This is a genomic window from Pseudomonas sp. LTGT-11-2Z (genome assembly GCF_003691445.1).
Lineage (GTDB): Bacteria > Pseudomonadota > Gammaproteobacteria > Pseudomonadales > Pseudomonadaceae > Aquipseudomonas > Aquipseudomonas monteilii.
The window spans coordinates 4,424,667-4,441,328 of sequence record NZ_CP033104.1; the positions used below are offsets into that span (position 1 = coordinate 4,424,667).

At 63.0% G+C, this 16,662-nt stretch carries 16 protein-coding genes; 2 read left to right on the top strand and 14 right to left on the bottom strand.

The genetic code is table 11. The annotated features are described in order from the left end of the window. Positions 1 to 15: 15 nt before the first annotated feature. The 11 genes from D8767_RS20765 to D8767_RS20815 all read right to left on the bottom strand — a co-directional run bounded on the left by D8767_RS20765 (position 16) and on the right by D8767_RS20815 (position 9,077). A complete protein-coding gene (locus tag D8767_RS20765) occupies positions 16 to 1,002 on the bottom strand; it encodes a DNA polymerase III subunit delta' (protein WP_016715146.1) in 987 nt (328 codons plus the stop codon). After that, positions 995 to 1,627 carry a dTMP kinase gene (gene tmk, locus D8767_RS20770; RefSeq protein WP_016715145.1) on the bottom strand — a complete coding sequence of 211 codons (633 nt, stop codon included), beginning with the start codon at positions 1,625 to 1,627 and terminating at the stop codon, positions 995 to 997. Before tmk ends, D8767_RS20765 begins: the two co-directional genes overlap by 8 nt. A 9-nt stretch (positions 1,628 to 1,636) precedes the next feature. Next, positions 1,637 to 2,827: an endolytic transglycosylase MltG gene (gene mltG / locus D8767_RS20775; protein WP_016715144.1), complete on the bottom strand. Its 1,191-nt coding sequence runs from the start codon at positions 2,825 to 2,827 to the stop codon at positions 1,637 to 1,639. 4 nt (positions 2,828 to 2,831) lie between these two features. Then, the gene (gene pabC, locus D8767_RS20780; protein WP_016715143.1) at positions 2,832 to 3,647 is read right to left on the bottom strand and encodes an aminodeoxychorismate lyase; all 816 of its coding nucleotides are present in this window, start codon (positions 3,645 to 3,647) and stop codon (positions 2,832 to 2,834) included. Continuing rightward, a complete protein-coding gene (fabF, locus tag D8767_RS20785) occupies positions 3,647 to 4,891 on the bottom strand; it encodes a beta-ketoacyl-ACP synthase II (protein WP_016715142.1) in 1,245 nt (414 codons plus the stop codon). Before fabF ends, pabC begins: the two co-directional genes overlap by 1 nt. Positions 4,892 to 5,078: 187 nt before the next feature. After that, entirely contained in the window at positions 5,079 to 5,315 is a 237-nt protein-coding gene (gene acpP, locus D8767_RS20790; RefSeq protein WP_016715141.1) for an acyl carrier protein, read from the bottom strand. A 202-nt stretch (positions 5,316 to 5,517) separates the two neighbouring features. Continuing rightward, complete coding sequence (fabG, locus tag D8767_RS20795) at positions 5,518 to 6,258, bottom strand: 3-oxoacyl-ACP reductase FabG (protein ID WP_016715140.1); 741 nt, start codon at positions 6,256 to 6,258, stop codon at positions 5,518 to 5,520. Positions 6,259 to 6,273: 15 nt separating this feature from the next. Continuing rightward, positions 6,274 to 7,212 carry an ACP S-malonyltransferase gene (gene fabD / locus D8767_RS20800; RefSeq protein WP_016715139.1) on the bottom strand — a complete coding sequence of 313 codons (939 nt, stop codon included), beginning with the start codon at positions 7,210 to 7,212 and terminating at the stop codon, positions 6,274 to 6,276. Positions 7,213 to 7,339: 127 nt separating this feature from the next. Then, on the bottom strand, positions 7,340 to 8,350 hold the full coding sequence (plsX, locus tag D8767_RS20805) for a phosphate acyltransferase PlsX (protein ID WP_016715138.1): 1,011 nt from the start codon (positions 8,348 to 8,350) through the stop codon (positions 7,340 to 7,342). A gap of 3 nt (positions 8,351 to 8,353) precedes the next feature. Next, entirely contained in the window at positions 8,354 to 8,536 is a 183-nt protein-coding gene (rpmF, locus tag D8767_RS20810; protein WP_003247154.1) for a 50S ribosomal protein L32, read from the bottom strand. Positions 8,537 to 8,549: 13 nt separating this feature from the next. Continuing rightward, complete coding sequence (locus tag D8767_RS20815; RefSeq protein ID WP_012313431.1) at positions 8,550 to 9,077, bottom strand: YceD family protein; 528 nt, start codon at positions 9,075 to 9,077, stop codon at positions 8,550 to 8,552. Between the two features lie 96 nt (positions 9,078 to 9,173). Between D8767_RS20815 and D8767_RS20820 the strand changes: the two genes are divergently transcribed. Then, positions 9,174 to 9,752, top strand: coding sequence for a nucleoside triphosphate pyrophosphatase (locus D8767_RS20820; protein ID WP_016715136.1), 579 nt, complete (start codon positions 9,174 to 9,176; stop codon positions 9,750 to 9,752). A gap of 89 nt (positions 9,753 to 9,841) precedes the next feature. On the opposite strand, the gene D8767_RS20825 is transcribed toward D8767_RS20820, so the two are convergent. From D8767_RS20825 to rluC, 3 genes are read right to left on the bottom strand one after another with little or no spacing between them, the layout of a single operon-like run. Then, positions 9,842 to 10,831, bottom strand: coding sequence for a S49 family peptidase (locus tag D8767_RS20825; protein WP_122048401.1), 990 nt, complete (start codon positions 10,829 to 10,831; stop codon positions 9,842 to 9,844). Between the two features lie 6 nt (positions 10,832 to 10,837). Then, the gene (locus D8767_RS20830; RefSeq protein WP_016715134.1) at positions 10,838 to 11,512 is read right to left on the bottom strand and encodes an HAD family hydrolase; all 675 of its coding nucleotides are present in this window, start codon (positions 11,510 to 11,512) and stop codon (positions 10,838 to 10,840) included. 3 nt (positions 11,513 to 11,515) lie between these two features. After that, entirely contained in the window at positions 11,516 to 12,472 is a 957-nt protein-coding gene (gene rluC / locus D8767_RS20835) for a 23S rRNA pseudouridine(955/2504/2580) synthase RluC (RefSeq protein ID WP_025754829.1), read from the bottom strand. Between the two features lie 796 nt (positions 12,473 to 13,268). Between rluC and rne the strand changes: the two genes are divergently transcribed. Next, positions 13,269 to 16,523 carry a ribonuclease E gene (gene rne / locus D8767_RS20845; protein ID WP_028699300.1) on the top strand — a complete coding sequence of 1,085 codons (3,255 nt, stop codon included), beginning with the start codon at positions 13,269 to 13,271 and terminating at the stop codon, positions 16,521 to 16,523. Positions 16,524 to 16,662 lie beyond the last annotated feature (139 nt).

The following is a 16,662-nucleotide window of genomic DNA, read 5'->3' on the forward strand; positions in this document are numbered from 1 at the left end:
ATGAAAAATGGGAAATCAGCGGGCGCCCGGCAATTGCAACCAGTGAGCCAGCAGCGACTCTAGCAACAGGGCACGGTTGAGGTTGGCCTTGCCCAGCACCTTCTGGCGCTGCTCCAGGATCCAAGCCTGCACCTCCAGCACCTTGGCCTGGCGGCTCTTCTGCGCCAGGTATTGCACCACCTTGCGCATATCGGCCAAGCCTAAACCTTCCTCGTCCTGGGTCAACTGGTAGCGCAGGATCAGGTGCGACCAATCGCAAAACCAGTCGAACAGCAACAACAACGGTACACCGTTCCAGGCATCGGCCAACTGACTGGGCGATTGCTGCTGTTTGAGCAGCTTCTTCACCCCATCGGTAACCAGCGCACGCTGCTCACGCACGCCTTGCGCCTGCAGGCTGACTGCCATCAATGGCGAACCGGCCGCCAACGTCAGCAGCTCGTCACGTTCGGCCTGGTCACTGTCGGGCAACGCTTCGGCCAGCCAAGCCTGGCTCTGGGCCAAGCTGGGCTGCGGGCAGGCGACCTGCTGGCAGCGGCTCTTGATGGTGGGCAGCAGGCGGCTAGGCTGGTGTGTGACCAACAGCAACACGGTATCGCCAGAGGGCTCTTCAAGGCTTTTGAGCAGTGCGTTGGAGGCATTTACGTTCATCGCCTCCACCGGCTCGATCAAGACGACCTTGCGCCCGCCCAGCTGGGCCGTCTGCACCACGAAGGCTACCAGTTCGCGCACCTGGTCGACCTTGATCGGCTTATCGGCCTCTTCAGGTTCGAGGACGAAGTTGTCCGGGTGGCTACCCGCCTTGAGCAGCAGGCAAGACTTGCACCCACCGCAGGCGTCCAGCCCTTGAGGCTGCTGACACAGCAAACGGGCCATCAGGCGCTCTGCCAAGGCCCGCTTGCCGATACCCTGTGGCCCGTGCAACAGATAGGCATGGGCGTGCTGGCTTCGGCCAGCCAGCTGCTGCCAGAGGGCCTGCTGCCAAGGGTAGGCCTCAGCCACGGCAACGCTCCACGATGCCGGGCAGCAGCACGTCAATGGCCCGCTGCACCGCCTCAAGGGATTGCGCGGCGTCCAGCAGGCTGTAGCGCTGCGGCTCGCGCTGGGCCCGCTGCAGATACGCCTGGCGAACGGCTTCGAAGAAGGCCTGGCCTTCCTGCTCGAAACGGTCCAGGCGACCGCGAGCGGCGGCGCGGGCAAGGCCAACTTCGACCGGCAGGTCGAACACCAGGGTCAGATCTGGGCGCAAGTCGCCCTGTACAAATTGCTCCAGGGCAGCGATACGCTCGACAGACAAACCACGGCCACCCCCTTGATAGGCATAGGTGGCGTCCGTGAAGCGGTCACACAACACGACGGCCCCGCGAGCCAATGCCGGACGAATGACCTGTGCCAGGTGCTGGGCGCGCGCAGCGAATACCAGCAGCAGCTCAGTGTCGGCTGCCATGGTTTCATCGCTGGGAGCCAGCAACAGTTCGCGCACTTTTTCGGCCAGCGGCGTACCGCCAGGCTCCCGGGTCAATACCACATCCAGGCCCTGCTCGCGCAAGCGCGCGGCCAGGTAGTCACGATTGGTGCTCTTGCCCGCGCCTTCGGGGCCTTCCAGCGTAATAAACAAGCCGCTCACAGGCAGTCCTTAATGTTGTTCGTCAGGCGTCGGCCGTTCGGCCGCTTGCGCGCCACCGGCAGGGGCGTCCTGCACAGGTGGCTCATCGGGTGCCGGCTGCGTAGCCGGCTCATCCGCCGCAGGCACCTCGGGCTGGGCGTCTTCAGCAGCCGGTTGTGCCTCTTGCTGCGGGGCGGGGCTGGAGCGGTAGTCTGCACGGCGCTTGAGCTGGAACTCGCGTACCGCCGAGTTGTGGTCATCGAGGTCGTCGGAGAACACGTGGCTACCGTCGCCACGGGCGACGAAGTAGAGGCTAGTGCCGCTCGACGGGTTGAGCGCCGCATGAATCGCTTCGCGACCGACCATGGCAATCGGGGTCGGCGGCAACCCTGTGATGGTATAGGTGTTGTAGGGCGTCGGTTCGCGCAGGTCGGCGCGGGTAATCTTGCCGTTGTAACGCTCACCCATGCCGTAGATCACCGTCGGGTCGGTCTGCAGCATCATGCCCAGGCGCAGGCGCCGCACGAACACGCCGGCTATCTGCCCACGTTCCTGGGGGATACCGGTTTCCTTTTCCACCAGCGAAGCCATGATCAGCGCCTGGTACGGGTCGCGGTATGGCAGGTCGGTGGTGCGCTCGGCCCATTCCTTGGCCAGCACTTCGTCCAAACGCATGTAGGCCTGTTGCAGCAACTCGACATCGCTCATGCCACGCACGAAGCGGTACGTGTCCGGGAAGAAGCGCCCTTCCGGGAACACGCCGGTATGGCCGAGCTTGTCCATCACCTCGGAGTCCGACAGGCCGTCCAGGGTGTGCTTGATCTTTTCATGCTTGGCCACGGCCGAGCGTACCTGGCGGAAGGTCCAGCCTTCGACCAGCGTGAGGTTGTACTGCACCACATCAGCACGTCGCCAGGCATCGAACAGCTGCTCGACGGTCATGCCCGGGGTAAGGCGGTACTCGCCGGTGTGCAGAGGGGTGCCAGCCATGTTGAAGCGCCAGTACAAGCGCAGCCAGACGGCGTCGTCGAGCAACCCTTCGCTCTGCATGCGATAGAACATGCGGTTGGGGGTGGTGCCATTGGGCACATCGAGCAGGCGCTCCTGCGTGATGTGCAAGGGCTGCTCCAGGACGGCGTTGACCTTCCAGGCCGACCAGCCAAGCGCCAGGCCGGCAAGGATCAAGCCCATTTCCAGCAGCAGCAGGAATTTACGTCTCACGAATTCAGGTTTCCAGTAACGTACGGGCAACGGCCTGCAGTTTACGGGTGAGCGGGCCCGGCGACCAGTTTAGCGCGGCTACGCCACGCACGGGCCAGATGCCGTAAACGCTATTGCAAACAAATACTTCATCTGCGTGCTCCAGCGCCTCGAACGGCAGGTCACAGACCTGCACCGGGATACCCAGCACTACGGCCTGCTCCAGCAACGCCGCACGCATCACCCCAGCCACACCACAGCGGTTGAGGTCGGCGGTAAGCAGCACGCCATCGCGCACCAGGAACAGATTGCTGTATACCCCTTCGATTACCCTGCCCTGCCCGTCACGCATCAGGCCTTCGGCGTGTTCGCTGTCCTGCCATTCGGCACGGGCCAGCACCTGCTCCAGGCGGTTGAGGTGTTTGAGCCCGGCCAGCAGCGGTTGTTCCCCAAGCCGGGTCTGGCAAGGGAACAACCGCACGCCTTGCTCGGCATGCTCAAGAGGATAGCCGGGCAACGGACTGCCCTGCAGGATGCGCCGTGGCGCGGCATCGGCTAACGGGGCATAGCCACGCTGACTGTCGCCACGGGTGAGGATAAGTTTGGCTACGCCTTCACCGAGCTGGTTGGCATAGCGAAGCAGTTCGTCGCGCACCAGCGCCAGGTCGGCGTTGATCGCCAGGCGCTGGCAGCCCAGCGCCAGGCGTGCGAGGTGGCCGTCCAGCAAGCTGGGGCGACCGCCGCGCACGGCAATGGTCTCGAACAGGCCATCGCCGTAGGCCAGGCCACGGTTCTGCAGGTTGAGTGCAGCCGCCGGCTGGCCATCGATCCAGCCGTGCATCAACCGGCGAACCGGCGGAACACCAGCGAGCCGTTGGTGCCGCCAAAGCCGAACGAGTTGGACAACACCACGTCGATCGGCATGCTGCGCGCCTGGTGCGGCACGAAGTCAAGGTCACAACCTTCGTCCGGCTCGTCCAGGTTGATGGTGGGCGGTGCCATCTGGCTGTTGATGGCCAGTACGCTGAAGATCGCCTCCACCGCGCCGGCAGCACCCAGCAGGTGACCGGTCATCGACTTGGTCGAGCTGACAGCCAGCTTGTAGGCATGCTCACCGAACACGCGCTTGATCGCAGCCACTTCGGCCACGTCGCCCGCAGGGGTCGAAGTGCCGTGGGCGTTGATGTAGCTGACCTCTTCCGGCTTGATGCCGGCATCGCGCAGGGCGTTGGCCATGCAACGGGCAGCACCTTCGCCAGTGTCGGGCGGCGAAGTCATGTGGTAGGCGTCGCCGCTCATGCCAAAGCCAACCAGCTCGGCATAGATGGTCGCACCACGCGCCTGGGCGTGCTCCAGTTCTTCGAGCACCAAGGCACCGGCACCGTCAGACAACACGAAGCCGTCACGGCCCTTATCCCACGGGCGGCTGGCCCGGCTTGGCTCGTCGTTGCGGGTGGACAGCGCGCGCGAAGCACCGAAACCGCCCATGCCCAGGCCGCAGGCGGCCATTTCGGCGCCACCGGCGATCATCACATCGGCCTCACCATAGGCGATATTGCGTGCGGCCATGCCGATGCAATGGGTGCCGGTGGTGCAGGCGGTGGCAATGGCGTAGTTCGGCCCTTGCAGACCCAGGTGGATCGACAGGAACCCGGAGATCATGTTGATGATCGAGCCCGGCACGAAGAACGGCGAAATGCGGCGCGGCCCCGAGTCGTGCAGGGTGCGGCTGGTTTCTTCGATGTTGGTCAGACCACCGATACCCGAGCCCATGGCCACGCCAATACGCTCGCGATTGGCGTCGGTGACCTCCAGGCCGGCATTACGCACCGCCTGGAAACCGGCCGCCAGCCCGTACTGGATGAACAGGTCGAGCTTGCGGGCCTCTTTGGCCGACAGGTATTGCTCGACTTCGAAGCCTTTCACCGAGCCGCCAAAACGGGTGGAGTAGGCAGACAGGTCCGTGTGTTCGATCGGACCAATGCCACTGCGGCCAGCCAGAATGCCCTGCCAGGTGCTCGGTACATCGGTACCCAGTGGCGACAGCATACCCATACCGGTGACCACGACGCGTCTACGCGACACAGTACTCTCCTTTTCTAATAACAGAGTCTCTTGGCATTGCATTCAAGCGCAGGAATGGAATGGCAACAGGCTCTTGGTGCGCGGTGAACGAAGCAGCCTTGAAAATGCGGGGCGCTCGCAAAGAAAAAACCGCACGCCAGCGAAGGCAGTGCGGTTTTCCCCGACAAGAAGCGTCGACTAAAGCGTCTTAGGCCTGGTGGGCTTTGACGTAGTCTACAGCAGCTTGAACGGTAGTGATCTTCTCGGCTTCTTCGTCAGGGATTTCGGTCTCGAATTCCTCTTCCAGAGCCATCACCAGCTCAACGGTGTCAAGCGAATCGGCACCCAGGTCATCAACGAAGGACTTCTCGAGAGTCACTTCTTCTTCCTTGACGCCCAGTTGCTCGGCGACGATTTTCTTGACGCGTTCTTCGATGTTGCTCATACCTAGGTTTACTCCTAATGGATATATGTCAGGCAGCTGGCCGGTGGCTAATTTTATAGAAAGACGTTCGCTTTTCAAGCGAAACGCACCTTCAAGCTAGCCACCCCACCCGCTGCCTGGAATCTGGTTGCAGCTTTATAACGGATTTTAGGCTCGCAGTATGACTCTTTTTTTACGAAATCCGTCACATTGAGTTGCAGTGTTACATGTACATCCCGCCGTTGACCGGCACGGTAGCGCCGGTCACATAGCCAGCGCCGTCGGATGCCAGGAACGAAACCACCTTGGCGATTTCGTCAGCCTGGCCCAGGCGGCCCAGCGGAATCTGGGTCTGCAGGGCTTCGCGCTGCGCTTCTGGCAGCTCGCGGGTCATGTCGGTGTCAATGAAGCCCGGGGTCACCGAGTTGACGGTGATGCCACGCGAGCCCACTTCACGCGCCAGGGCGCGGCTGAAGCCTTCCAGGCCAGCCTTGGCGGCCGCATAGTTGGCCTGACCGGCGTTACCCATGGCACCCACGACCGAGCCGATGCTGATGATACGGCCCCAACGTGCCTTGGTCATGCCACGCAGCACGCCCTTGGACAGACGGTAGAGGCTGTTCAGGTTGGTGTCGATCACGTCGAACCACTCGTCGTCTTTCATGCGCAGCATCAGGTTGTCGCGGGTGATGCCGGCGTTGTTGACCAAAATGGCCGGTGCGCCGAACTGCTCGCCGATGGCGGCCAGTACCGCTTCAACGGACTCGGCGCTGGTCACGTTCAGCTCCATGCCGGTACCGGTGATGCCGTGCTCTTTCAGGGTGGCAGCGATGCGCTCGGCGCCGGACGCCGAAGTGGCGGTGCCGATCACGGTCGCGCCCTGGCGGCCCAGCTCGAGGGCGATGGCCTGGCCAATGCCACGGCTGGCGCCGGTGACCAGTGCAACTTTACCTTGCAGGCTCATGCAAGCTTCTCCAAATCAGGCCAGTGCCGCGCGGGTGGCGGCAACGGCATCAGGGGTGTTGAGGTTGTAAGTGGTCACGCCATCGGCGCAACGCTTGTTCAGGCCAGCCAGGACCTTGCCCGGGCCACACTCGACCAGGTTGACCGCACCGTTGGCGGCCAGGGTCTGCACACACTCCACCCAACGCACAGGCTGGTACAGCTGCGCCAGCAGGTCGTGCTTGAGTGCATCGAGGTCGGCGGCAACAGCAGCGGTGACGTTCTGCACCACTGGAATTTGCGGGGCCTTCCACTCGATGGCGTTGACCGACTCGGCAAAGCGCTCGGCCGCCGGTTTCATCAGGGCGCAGTGCGACGGCACGCTGACCGCCAACGGCAGGGCGCGTTTGGCGCCCTTGGCCTTGCACAGCTCCATGGCGCGATCCACGGCAGCTTTATTGCCAGCGATGACCACCTGGCCTGGCGAGTTGAAGTTGACGGCGCTGACCACTTGGTCTTCAGCGGCTTCGGCGCAGATTTCAACGACCACAGCGTCGTCCAGGCCGAGAATGGCAGCCATGGCACCATGACCCGCCGGTACGGCCTCCTGCATCAGCTGACCGCGGCGCTCGACCAGGCGAACAGCGTCTTTCAGGGTGATGCTGCCCGCAGCGACCAGGGCGCTGTATTCGCCCAGGCTGTGGCCAGAAACGAAGGCTGGCTGCGCGCCGCCCTCTTCCAGCCACAGGCGCCACAGCGCGATGGACGCGGTGAGGATGGCCGGCTGGGTCTTGTCGGTCTGGTTGAGTTGCTCTTCAGGGCCTTCCTGGACCAGCTTCCACAGGTCGTAACCCAGTGCTTCGGACGCTTCCTTGAAGGTTTCGATGATCACTGGCTTCTCGGCGCCGAGCTCGGCGAGCATGCCCAGCGACTGGGAACCTTGACCGGGAAAGACGAATGCGAGAGATGCAGACATTGAACAAGCCCTTATGATCTTGTCGTCGGATAGGGTGCGCCAGGCCCTGGGCCAGGCGCGGAATCTGAAAACTTGGATGGATACACAGACCAAGCGGTCACATTTAAGCACTTCATGGGCAAAATGCCTAAGGCAACAGGTCTTCAAGGCGCCCATGCAAGCGCTGCGGCAGGTTTTCCTGTATCTCGATCAACGCCCGCTGGATGGCGCTCTGGAAGCCCTGCACGCCCGCCGAGCCATGACTCTTGATGACAATGCCCTGCAACCCCAGAAAACTGGCACCATTGTGCCGCGCCGGCGCCAGGTCGGCCTGCAGACGCTTGAGCAGCGGCATGGCCACCGCCCCGGCCGCCCGCGACAACACGCCGCCCTTGAACAACTGCTCGATGCGCGCAGCGATCATCGTCGCCAGCCCCTCGCTGGACTTGAGCAGGATATTGCCGACGAACCCATCGCACACCACCACATCGGCCTCACCACGATACAGCCCGTCACCTTCGACAAAACCCACGTAGTTAAGCCCACGGGCATTCTGCAACAGGCTGGCAGCCAGCTTGACCTGCTGATTGCCCTTGATGTCCTCGGTGCCGATGTTCAGCAGCGCCACCCGTGGACGATGCACACCCAGGGCCTGAGCAGCCACCGAGCCCATCACGGCAAACTGGTAGAGGTTTTCGGCACTGCAATCGACATTGGCACCCAGGTCGAGCAACTGGCAGTAACCCGCCTGAGTCGGAATTGCGGCCACCATGGCGGGCCGGTCGATACCCGGCAAGGTCTTGAGCACGAAACGGGACAGCGCCATCAGCGCGCCGGTATTGCCGGCACTGACGCAGGCCTGGGCCTTGCCGTCACGCACCAGTTCCAGGGCGATGCGCATCGACGAATCCGGCTTGCCCCGCAATGCCTGGGAGGGCCGCTCATCCATGCCGACCACCTCACTGGCGGCGACAATCTGCAGACGCGCGCGATCCGCAGCCGCAAGGCCGCTGACAAGATCTTCCAGGAGTGAGGGTTGACCGACGAGGGTCAGGTGCAGCGAGGGAGTAGCAGAAAGGCAGGCAATGCTAGCCTGGACAATGCTGCGGGGACCGAAGTCCCCGCCCATTGCGTCGATCGCGATGATCTGAGCGGACAAGGATTACTCGTCAGCGCCCTTGTCGACCACTTTGCGACCACGGTATACGCCTTCTGGCGAAACGTGGTGGCGCAGGTGAACTTCACCGGTGGTTTTCTCTACCGACAGCGCGTTTTCCGACAGGGCGTCGTGCGAACGGCGCATGTCACGGGCAGAGCGGGATTTTTTGTTCTGCTGAACAGCCATAATTGATTAACTCCTAAACGTTTGGGTCACGCTTTAACTGCGCCAAAACACTGAACGGGTTGGACCGCGATACCTCGTCCTTGCTCGATTCGGGCTCGTCTGCGCCCGCCGGCTGCTGGCATTCTTCCGGATGATGAGCAGGCACGATTGGCAAGGCGAGCAGAAGCTCCTCCTCGATCAATGCCTGCAGATCCAAAGGATCTTCGCCCAGTTCCAGCACGTCATAGCCTTTCGGCAACGACTGGGTATTCGCACCCTCCTTCACCACGGCGTAAGTACATTCGCTGTGAATCGGCAGGGTGACCAGCTCAAGACAACGCTGGCAAACCATCTTGACTTCGACGTCCAGTTCGCTGTGGATAACCACGACGTGCTGTTCATCTCGTTCAAAATCGAACTTCGCCTGCACCGTACCGACATTGTCGGAAAGCGGGTCGCAGAGTCTTTCCAAATCAGCGAGTTGCAGCGAACCGTTAAGGGTTACGCCACGATCGGCTAATTTGCGCGGGTCAACGTGAGGTGGAATCGGGTCATTCAACATAGGCGCAGCATAATAGGGATGCCCCCCGCCCCTGTCAAAGGAAATTAGGCGGCATCGTGCGTGATAGAATTTGTTCAACTGATTCAGGAGTCTACCATGCTTCCTTTGCTACTGGCTTCCAGCTCTGCCTATCGCCGCGAACTGCTCGCACGCCTGCGCCTGCCCTTCACCTGGGCAAGCCCCGATATAGACGAGCAGCGCCTGGCTGATGAACCCGCCGTGGACCTGGTGCGCCGGCTGGCCAGGCAAAAGGCCGAAGCCTTGGCGGGAAGCCACCCCGAACACCTGATCATCGGCTCGGACCAGGTTGCAGTATTGGGCGAACAGGTGCTGGGCAAACCCCACACGTTCGAGCGGGCCTGCGAGCAACTGCTGGAGTGCAGCGGGCAGCAGGTGAGTTTTCTGACCGGACTGGCATTGCTCAATACTGCGACCGGGCACTGCCAGGTGGACTGCGTGCCGTTTACGGTGACGCTGCGCGAATTGAGCAGGGAGCGGGTGGAGCGCTATGTGACGGCGGAACAGCCACTGGATTGCGCAGGAAGCTTCAAGGCTGAGGGATTGGGGGTGAGCCTGTTCCAGAGCACGCATGGGTGCGATGCAACCAGCCTGATCGGGCTGCCGTTGATTCGGCTGGTGGACATGCTGACCAAGGAAGGCGTGGTTATCCCTTAGCCCGCCTGGAGATTTGTTGCGCCCGACAGATCGAGCGCCGCGCGGGCGGCGCTCGATTAATCAGGCGCCGCAGACCGCGCAACGAACCTTCAGCGCAACTGTGGCCCCTGGAACCCCATCCACATCGCCAGGTGCTCGGCCACGCTAGCCCCTACACGCTTGGAGAAGCGGTCGAACGGCGACTCCTGAACGGTGAAGTCCACCAACTCTTTCTCACCAACGACCTCACGCGCCACATAACTGGCACTGCCCAGCCCGTCCACCAACCCCAGCGCCTTGGCCTGTTCACCCGACCAGATCAGGCCACTGAACAACTCTGGATGCTCTTTGTCCTTCAGGCGCTCGCCACGGCCCTGCTTGACCATGGCAATGAACTGGTTGTGCGTGGTGTCCAGCACACCCTGCCAGAACCGGGTTTCATCAGGCTTTTCCGGTGAGAACGGGTCGAGAAACGCCTTGTGCTCACCCGACGTGTAAGAACGCCGCTCCACGCCGAGCTTCTCCATGGTGCCGACAAAACCATAGCCGGCCGCCGTCACACCAATGGAACCGACCAGGCTGGCTTTATCGGCATAGATTTCGTCCGCCGCACTGGCGATGTAATAGGCACCGGAAGCACCAAGGTCCGCAATGACCGCATACAGTTTGATGGCCGGGTATTCGGCCCGCAAACGGTGGATTTCGTCATACACATAACCCGCCTGCACCGGGCTGCCACCCGGGCTGTTGATGCGCATCACCACAGCCTTGGTCTTGCTGTCCTTGAACGCCTCGCGCAGGCTCTTGACGATATTGTCGGCGCTGGCGGCCTCCTGATCGGCAATCACCCCGCGCACCTCGACCAGCGCGGTATGGCTGGCACTGCGCGACGCGGCCTTGTCCATGTCCATGAGCGGTGTGAACAACGCCAGGATGCCGAACAGGTAGACGAAGGTCAGCAGCTTGAAGAAGATGCCCCAGCGCCGCGACCGACGCTGCTCCTGCACGCTGGCCAGCAGGGTCTTCTCCAGCAGCTTCCAGCTTTTGCGCTCTTCACGCTCCTCGGGCTCGGCCTCGGGGGCTTTCCATTCATCTGCCATGCTTACCTACCTTGGAAGTGGAATTGCGGAACCAGCCAGCCACTCGCGCAGCTGGGAAAAGTGGTTGATGCACACCTGCGGGCCGAATTCGGCCAGCGCCTGCAGCGACATGGCACCATAGCCCACCGCCACCGAATGCATACCGGCATTGCTAGCCATCTGCAGGTCGAACGCCGAATCTCCGACCATCAGCGCACGCCCGGGTTCGACGCCGCAATGGCCGAGGATTTCCTCAAGCATCAAAGGATGCGGCTTGCCACGGGTTTCGTCGGCGGCGCGGGTGATATCGAAGAACGCCTCCCAACCATTGGCCTTGAGCACCCGATCCAGGCCGCGACGCGCCTTGCCGGTAGCCACCGCCAGGCGGTAACCCTCGGCACGGAAGGCGTCCAGCGACTCGACAACGCCGTCGAACAACGGCGAAGGCTGCTGGTCTAGCGCCATGTAGATATCGGCATAGTGCTGACGGAAGGTTTCGACCTGCGCAGGTGCCAGGTGCGGGTACAAGGTATGAATGGCCTCGCCCAGGGCCAGGCCGATGATGCCCTTGACCGCCTCGTCACTGCTTTGCGCCTCACCGGCACGATCGGCAGCGGCGTTCATGGCCTCGACGATGCGCCCGATGGAATCGGCCAGTGTGCCGTCCCAGTCGAAGATCAGTAGCTCATAGCCTTTTTTCATAGATCAGGACGCACTCAGACGCTCAACGGTTTTCGCCCACACTTCATCCACGGGCGCTTCAAGCTTGAGCTCACCACCGTCCGGCAGTGGCACGGTCAGCGCGTAGGCGTGCAGGAACAGGCGCTTGCCACCCAGCTCGCGGATTTCGCGACTGAAGTCTTCGTCACCGTACTTGCTGTCGCCGGCAATCATGTGCCCGGCATGCAAGGTGTGCACGCGGATCTGGTGGGTACGCCCAGTGATCGGACGCGCCTCGACAATGGTGGCGAACTCGCCAAAGCGGCGCAGCACGCGGAACAGGGTCAGCGCTTCCTTGCCCTCCTCGTTCACTTCGACCATGCGCTCGCCGGAGCGCAGGTTGCTCTTGAGCAAGGGCGCATTGACCTGCTTCTTCGAGGTGGGCCAGTGGCCGCGCACCAGCGCCATGTAACGCTTGTCGACACCGTCGCCGCGCAGCGCGGCATGCAGGTGGCGCAGCATGCTGCGCTTCTTGGCGATCATCAGCAGGCCGGAGGTGTCGCGGTCCAGGCGATGCACCAGCTCCAGTTCCTTGGCGTCCGGCCGCAGTTGGCGCAGCGCTTCGATCACGCCAAAGCTCAGGCCGCTGCCGCCATGCACGGCAATACCAGCCGGTTTGTTCATCACGATCAGCGCCTTGTCTTCGTAGACAATGGCGGCCTCCAGGCGCTGCAGCAGGCCCTGGGCCACCGGCGCCGGCTCGTCGCGCTCCGGCAGGCGGACGGGTGGCACCCGCACGATGTCGCCAGCCTGGATCTTGTACTCCGGCTTGACCCGCCCCTTGTTCACCCGCACTTCACCCTTGCGCAGGATGCGGTAGACCAAGGTTTTGGGCACGCCCTTGAGGGCCGTGATGAGGAAATTGTCGATGCGTTGGCCGGCAAGCTCCGGCGCGACTTCGATCAGCTGAACGCCGGAAGTCGGAGGGGTATTGGTCGTCATGGCGGGATCATAACAATTTTTTATGGAATTGAAGCACTTAATCATTGCTGCTATAGTCGCGAACGCCGCCAAAAGCGGCAGGCCAGCGGCACCAGGCTCTTTGCCGGCCCTGACCAACGCAATTCTCCAGGACGCGAGGCCGTCCTACGGGGTTTTCGCCAGTTTACCGAATTGCCTGGAATCGCCACCAGCGCCGTGTAGAGAAGACCGAAAAAAAACGACAAGTGCGGTGTTTCACCTGCTTACCCGATTCTTTTCGCTGCACCTCTGCCCGCCCCGTCGCTTCCACGCAACGCACGGCGAATGCTTCGGAAATACCTGCCTTGGACATGAATGGCGCCAGTGCAGTACCTGCAGTGGCGAAAAATGCAACCCGTTGCGGATTCAGCGCGCGGCAGCACCCGAATTATCAGGGATACGTGCAGGGTGGAGATGCACAGCCCTCGGACCGTGTAGCACCGCGTCCGGCCACCAGCCTACTGACGGCTGGCGAGCGGATAAGGTCCTGAACAGATGCCCCCGGGCGTCCACGGCTGACGGTTGATTCCTCCTCCTGACTGAGTGCACAAGGCCCGCTTGGTTGATTCGGATTCCTATTCGAAGCCACCGGGGCCTTGTTGGCACCGCAGCAAACAGGACGCGTCGTCGCGACAACGGCAGGCTGGGCAACCGGCTGGTGCCGAACGTCGCTCGACACGGGGGTGGCCCGGCCACCCTTTGCGCACCTTGGCACCGACCATGAGACGTCGTGTGTGCCGAACGCCGTTTCCGGCAGCCCGGAAACCGACGGTACAACATGAAAAGAATGCTGATTAACGCGACTCAACCCGAAGAGTTGCGTGTAGCCCTGGTGGACGGCCAACGTCTCTACGACCTGGACATCGAGTCCGGTGCGCGCGAGCAGAAAAAGGCCAACATCTACAAAGGCAAGATCACCCGCATCGAACCCAGCCTCGAAGCCGCCTTCGTCGACTTCGGTTCCGAACGTCACGGCTTCCTGCCGCTGAAAGAAATCTCCCGCGAATACTTCAAGAAGGCCCCCGAAGGCCGCGTCAACATCAAGGAAGTGCTCAGCGAAGGCCAGGAAGTCATCGTCCAGGTCGAGAAGGAAGAGCGCGGCAACAAAGGCGCCGCCCTCACCACCTTCATCAGCCTGGCCGGCCGCTACCTGGTACTGATGCCCAACAACCCGCGTGCCGGTGGCATCTCCCGCCGCATCGAAGGCGAAGAGCGTAACGAACTGCGCGAAGCCCTGAACGGCCTGACCGTGCCGGGCGACATGGGCCTGATCGTACGCACTGCCGGCCTCGGCCGCAGCAGCGAAGAGATGCAGTGGGACCTCGACTACCTGCTGCAACTGTGGACCGCCATCAAGGAAGCGTCCCTGGACCGCGCCGCGCCGTTCCTGATCTACCAGGAAAGCAACGTCATCATCCGCGCCATCCGCGACTACCTGCGCCAGGACATCGGTGAAGTGCTGATCGACAGCATCGACGCCCAGGAAGAAGCCCTGACCTTCATCCGCCAGGTGATGCCGCAGTACGCCAGCAAAGTGAAGCTGTACGAAGACAGCGTGCCGCTGTTCAACCGCTTCCAGATCGAAAGCCAGATCGAAACCGCCTTCCAGCGCGTAGTCGACCTGCCGTCCGGTGGCTCGATCGTGATCGACCCGACCGAAGCCCTGGTGTCCATCGACATCAACTCGGCGCGCGCCACCAAAGGCAGCGACATCGAAGAAACCGCCCTGCAGACCAACCTGGAAGCGGCCGAAGAAATCGCCCGCCAGCTGCGCCTGCGTGACATCGGCGGCCTGATCGTCATCGACTTCATCGACATGACCCCGGCGAAGAACCAGCGCGCCGTGGAAGAGCGCGTTCGCGAATGCCTGGAAGCCGACCGCGCCCGCGTACAGGTTGGCCGCATTTCGCGCTTCGGCCTGCTGGAAATGTCCCGTCAGCGCCTGCGCCCGTCGCTGGGCGAAAGCAGCGGCATCGTCTGCCCGCGCTGCTCCGGCACCGGCATCATCCGTGACGTCGAGTCGCTGTCGCTGGCCATCCTGCGCCTGATCGAAGAAGAAGCCCTGAAGGACCGCACCGCCGAAGTCCGTGCTCAGGTTCCGATCCCGGTAGCCGCGTTCCTGCTCAACGAGAAGCGCAACTCGATCACCAAGATCGAACTGCGCACCCGTGCGCGCATCATCATCCTGCCGAACGACCACCTGGAAACCCCGCACTTCGAAGTCCAGCGCCTGCGCGACGACAACCCGGAAGTGCTGAACAACCAGTCCAGCTACGAAATCGCCGCCGCCGAAGCCGAAGAAGCACCGCAGCCGACCGCCACCCGCACCCTGGTACGCCAGGAAGCCGCAGTGAAGACCGCTCCGGCCCGCGCCAATGCGCCAGTAACCGCCGCCGCTGAAGAGCAGCAGCCTGCCGCACCGGTCGCCCCTGCTCCGAGCGCACCGGAGCCAAGCCTGTTCAAGGGCCTGGTGAAGTCGCTGGTCAGCCTGTTCGCCGGCAAGGACGAGCCTGCTGCCGCACCGGTCGTTACTACCGCCGCCGAAAAACCGGCTGCCGAACGCAGCCCGCGCAACGAAGAGCGCCGCAACGGCCGCCAGCAAAGCCGCAACCGCAACGGCCGCCGCGACGAAGAGCGCAAGCCGCGTGAAGAGCGTGCCGAGCGCGCGCCACGCGAAGAACGCCAGCCGCGCGAAGAGCGTGCGCCACGTGAAGAACGCGCCCCACGCGAAGAGCGTGCACCGCGTGAAGAACGCGCACCACGCCAGCCGCGCGAAGACCGCCGCAGCAACCGTGGCGAAGAGCGCGTGCGCGAACTGCGCGAGCCGCTGGATGCCACCCCGCCAGCCGAACGTGAAGAGCGTCAGCCACGCGAAGAACGTGTAGCCCGTGAAGAGCGCGCGCCACGTGAAGAACGTGCCCCGCGTGAAGAACGCGCACCACGTGAAGAACGTGCTCCGCGTGAAGAGCGTGCCCCACGCGAAGAACGTGCTCCGCGTGAAGAGCGTGCCCCACGCGAAGAACGTGCTCCGCGTGAAGAACGCGCCCCACGCGAAGAGCGTGCTCCACGCCCACCACGCGAAGAACGTCAGCCACGGGTAGCCGAAGAAGCAGCTGAACAGGCTGCCGAACTGGCCGAAGAGCAACTGCCGAACGAAGAGCTGCTGCAAGACGAGCAGGAAGGCACCGATGGCGAGCGCCCGCGCCGCCGCTCCCGTGGCCAGCGTCGTCGCAGCAACCGTCGCGAGCGTCAGCGCAACGCCAATGGCGAGCTGATCGACGGCGAAGAAGAAAGCAGCGAAGAGCAGCCACAACAGCACCAGGCCACCGAGCTGGGTGCCGAACTGGCCGCTGGCCTGGCAGTAACTGCCGCTGTCGCCAGCAGCAACATCAGTGCCGACGCCGAGGCCCAGGCCAACCAGCAGGCCGAGCGTGCTACCGCTGAAGTTGCCGTCGTTGCAGAGACCGACAACAGCAAAGCCACCCAGCCGGTTGAACAGGCTGAAAAAGTGGAGCAGGCCGAAGCGGTCGCCAAGGCCGAGGAAGTTGCCGTGGCCCCAGTGGTCGAGCAGCCTGTCAGCGAGCCGGTGGTCGTGGCCGAAGTCACTGCCGCGCCAGTGGTCGAAGTCGCCCCGCAGCCAGCCGTTGAGGAAGCACCTGCCGCCGAGCCGGTTGTGGTTGCCGAGACGCCAGTGGAGGCCCAGGTGGTCGAAGCCGGTGAAATCGAACAGGCCCCGGCCGTGGTCGCAGCCGCTCCGGTTGTCGAGCAGCCTGCAGCGGTTGTTGAAGCCCAGCCAGAAGTTGTGGCCGAGCCTGCACCTGTGGCGGTCGAGCCGGCACCGGTCGAAGCCCCGGTAGCGGCAGAGCCTGCTACTGTCATGCTGGCCAACGGCCGTGCGCCGAACGACCCGCGTGAAGTGCGCCGCCGCAAGCGTGAGGCCGAGGCTGCCGCCAAAGCTGCACAGGAAGCTGCTGCTGCCTCCGAAGAGCCCGCCCTGGAAGCCGCCGATGAGCACAAGCCTCATCACGGTTGATAGCCAAGGCTGAATAAAAAGCCCCGCCAGTGCGAACTGGCGGGGCTTTTTCTTGGCCTTGTGTTTTGCCTGTGCTGGCCTCTTCGCGGCTAAAGCCGCTCCCACACTGATCGGGGCATTTCCACCGATCAGTGTGGGA

Coding starts and splice junctions, on each gene's coding strand:
- D8767_RS20830 (WP_016715134.1), bottom strand. CDS start 11,512: ATGAAAAAAGGCTATGAGCTACTGATCTTCGACTGGGACGGCACACTG.
- fabG (WP_016715140.1), bottom strand. CDS start 6,258: ATGAGCCTGCAAGGTAAAGTTGCACTGGTCACCGGCGCCAGCCGTGGC.
- D8767_RS20825 (WP_122048401.1), bottom strand. CDS start 10,831: ATGGCAGATGAATGGAAAGCCCCCGAGGCCGAGCCCGAGGAGCGTGAA.
- D8767_RS20820 (WP_016715136.1), top strand. CDS start 9,174: ATGCTTCCTTTGCTACTGGCTTCCAGCTCTGCCTATCGCCGCGAACTG.
- rluC (WP_025754829.1), bottom strand. CDS start 12,472: ATGACGACCAATACCCCTCCGACTTCCGGCGTTCAGCTGATCGAAGTC.
- pabC (WP_016715143.1), bottom strand. CDS start 3,647: ATGCACGGCTGGATCGATGGCCAGCCGGCGGCTGCACTCAACCTGCAG.
- fabD (WP_016715139.1), bottom strand. CDS start 7,212: ATGTCTGCATCTCTCGCATTCGTCTTTCCCGGTCAAGGTTCCCAGTCG.
- rpmF (WP_003247154.1), bottom strand. CDS start 8,536: ATGGCTGTTCAGCAGAACAAAAAATCCCGCTCTGCCCGTGACATGCGC.
- rne (WP_028699300.1), top strand. CDS start 13,269: ATGAAAAGAATGCTGATTAACGCGACTCAACCCGAAGAGTTGCGTGTA.
- D8767_RS20815 (WP_012313431.1), bottom strand. CDS start 9,077: ATGTTGAATGACCCGATTCCACCTCACGTTGACCCGCGCAAATTAGCC.
- acpP (WP_016715141.1), bottom strand. CDS start 5,315: ATGAGCAACATCGAAGAACGCGTCAAGAAAATCGTCGCCGAGCAACTG.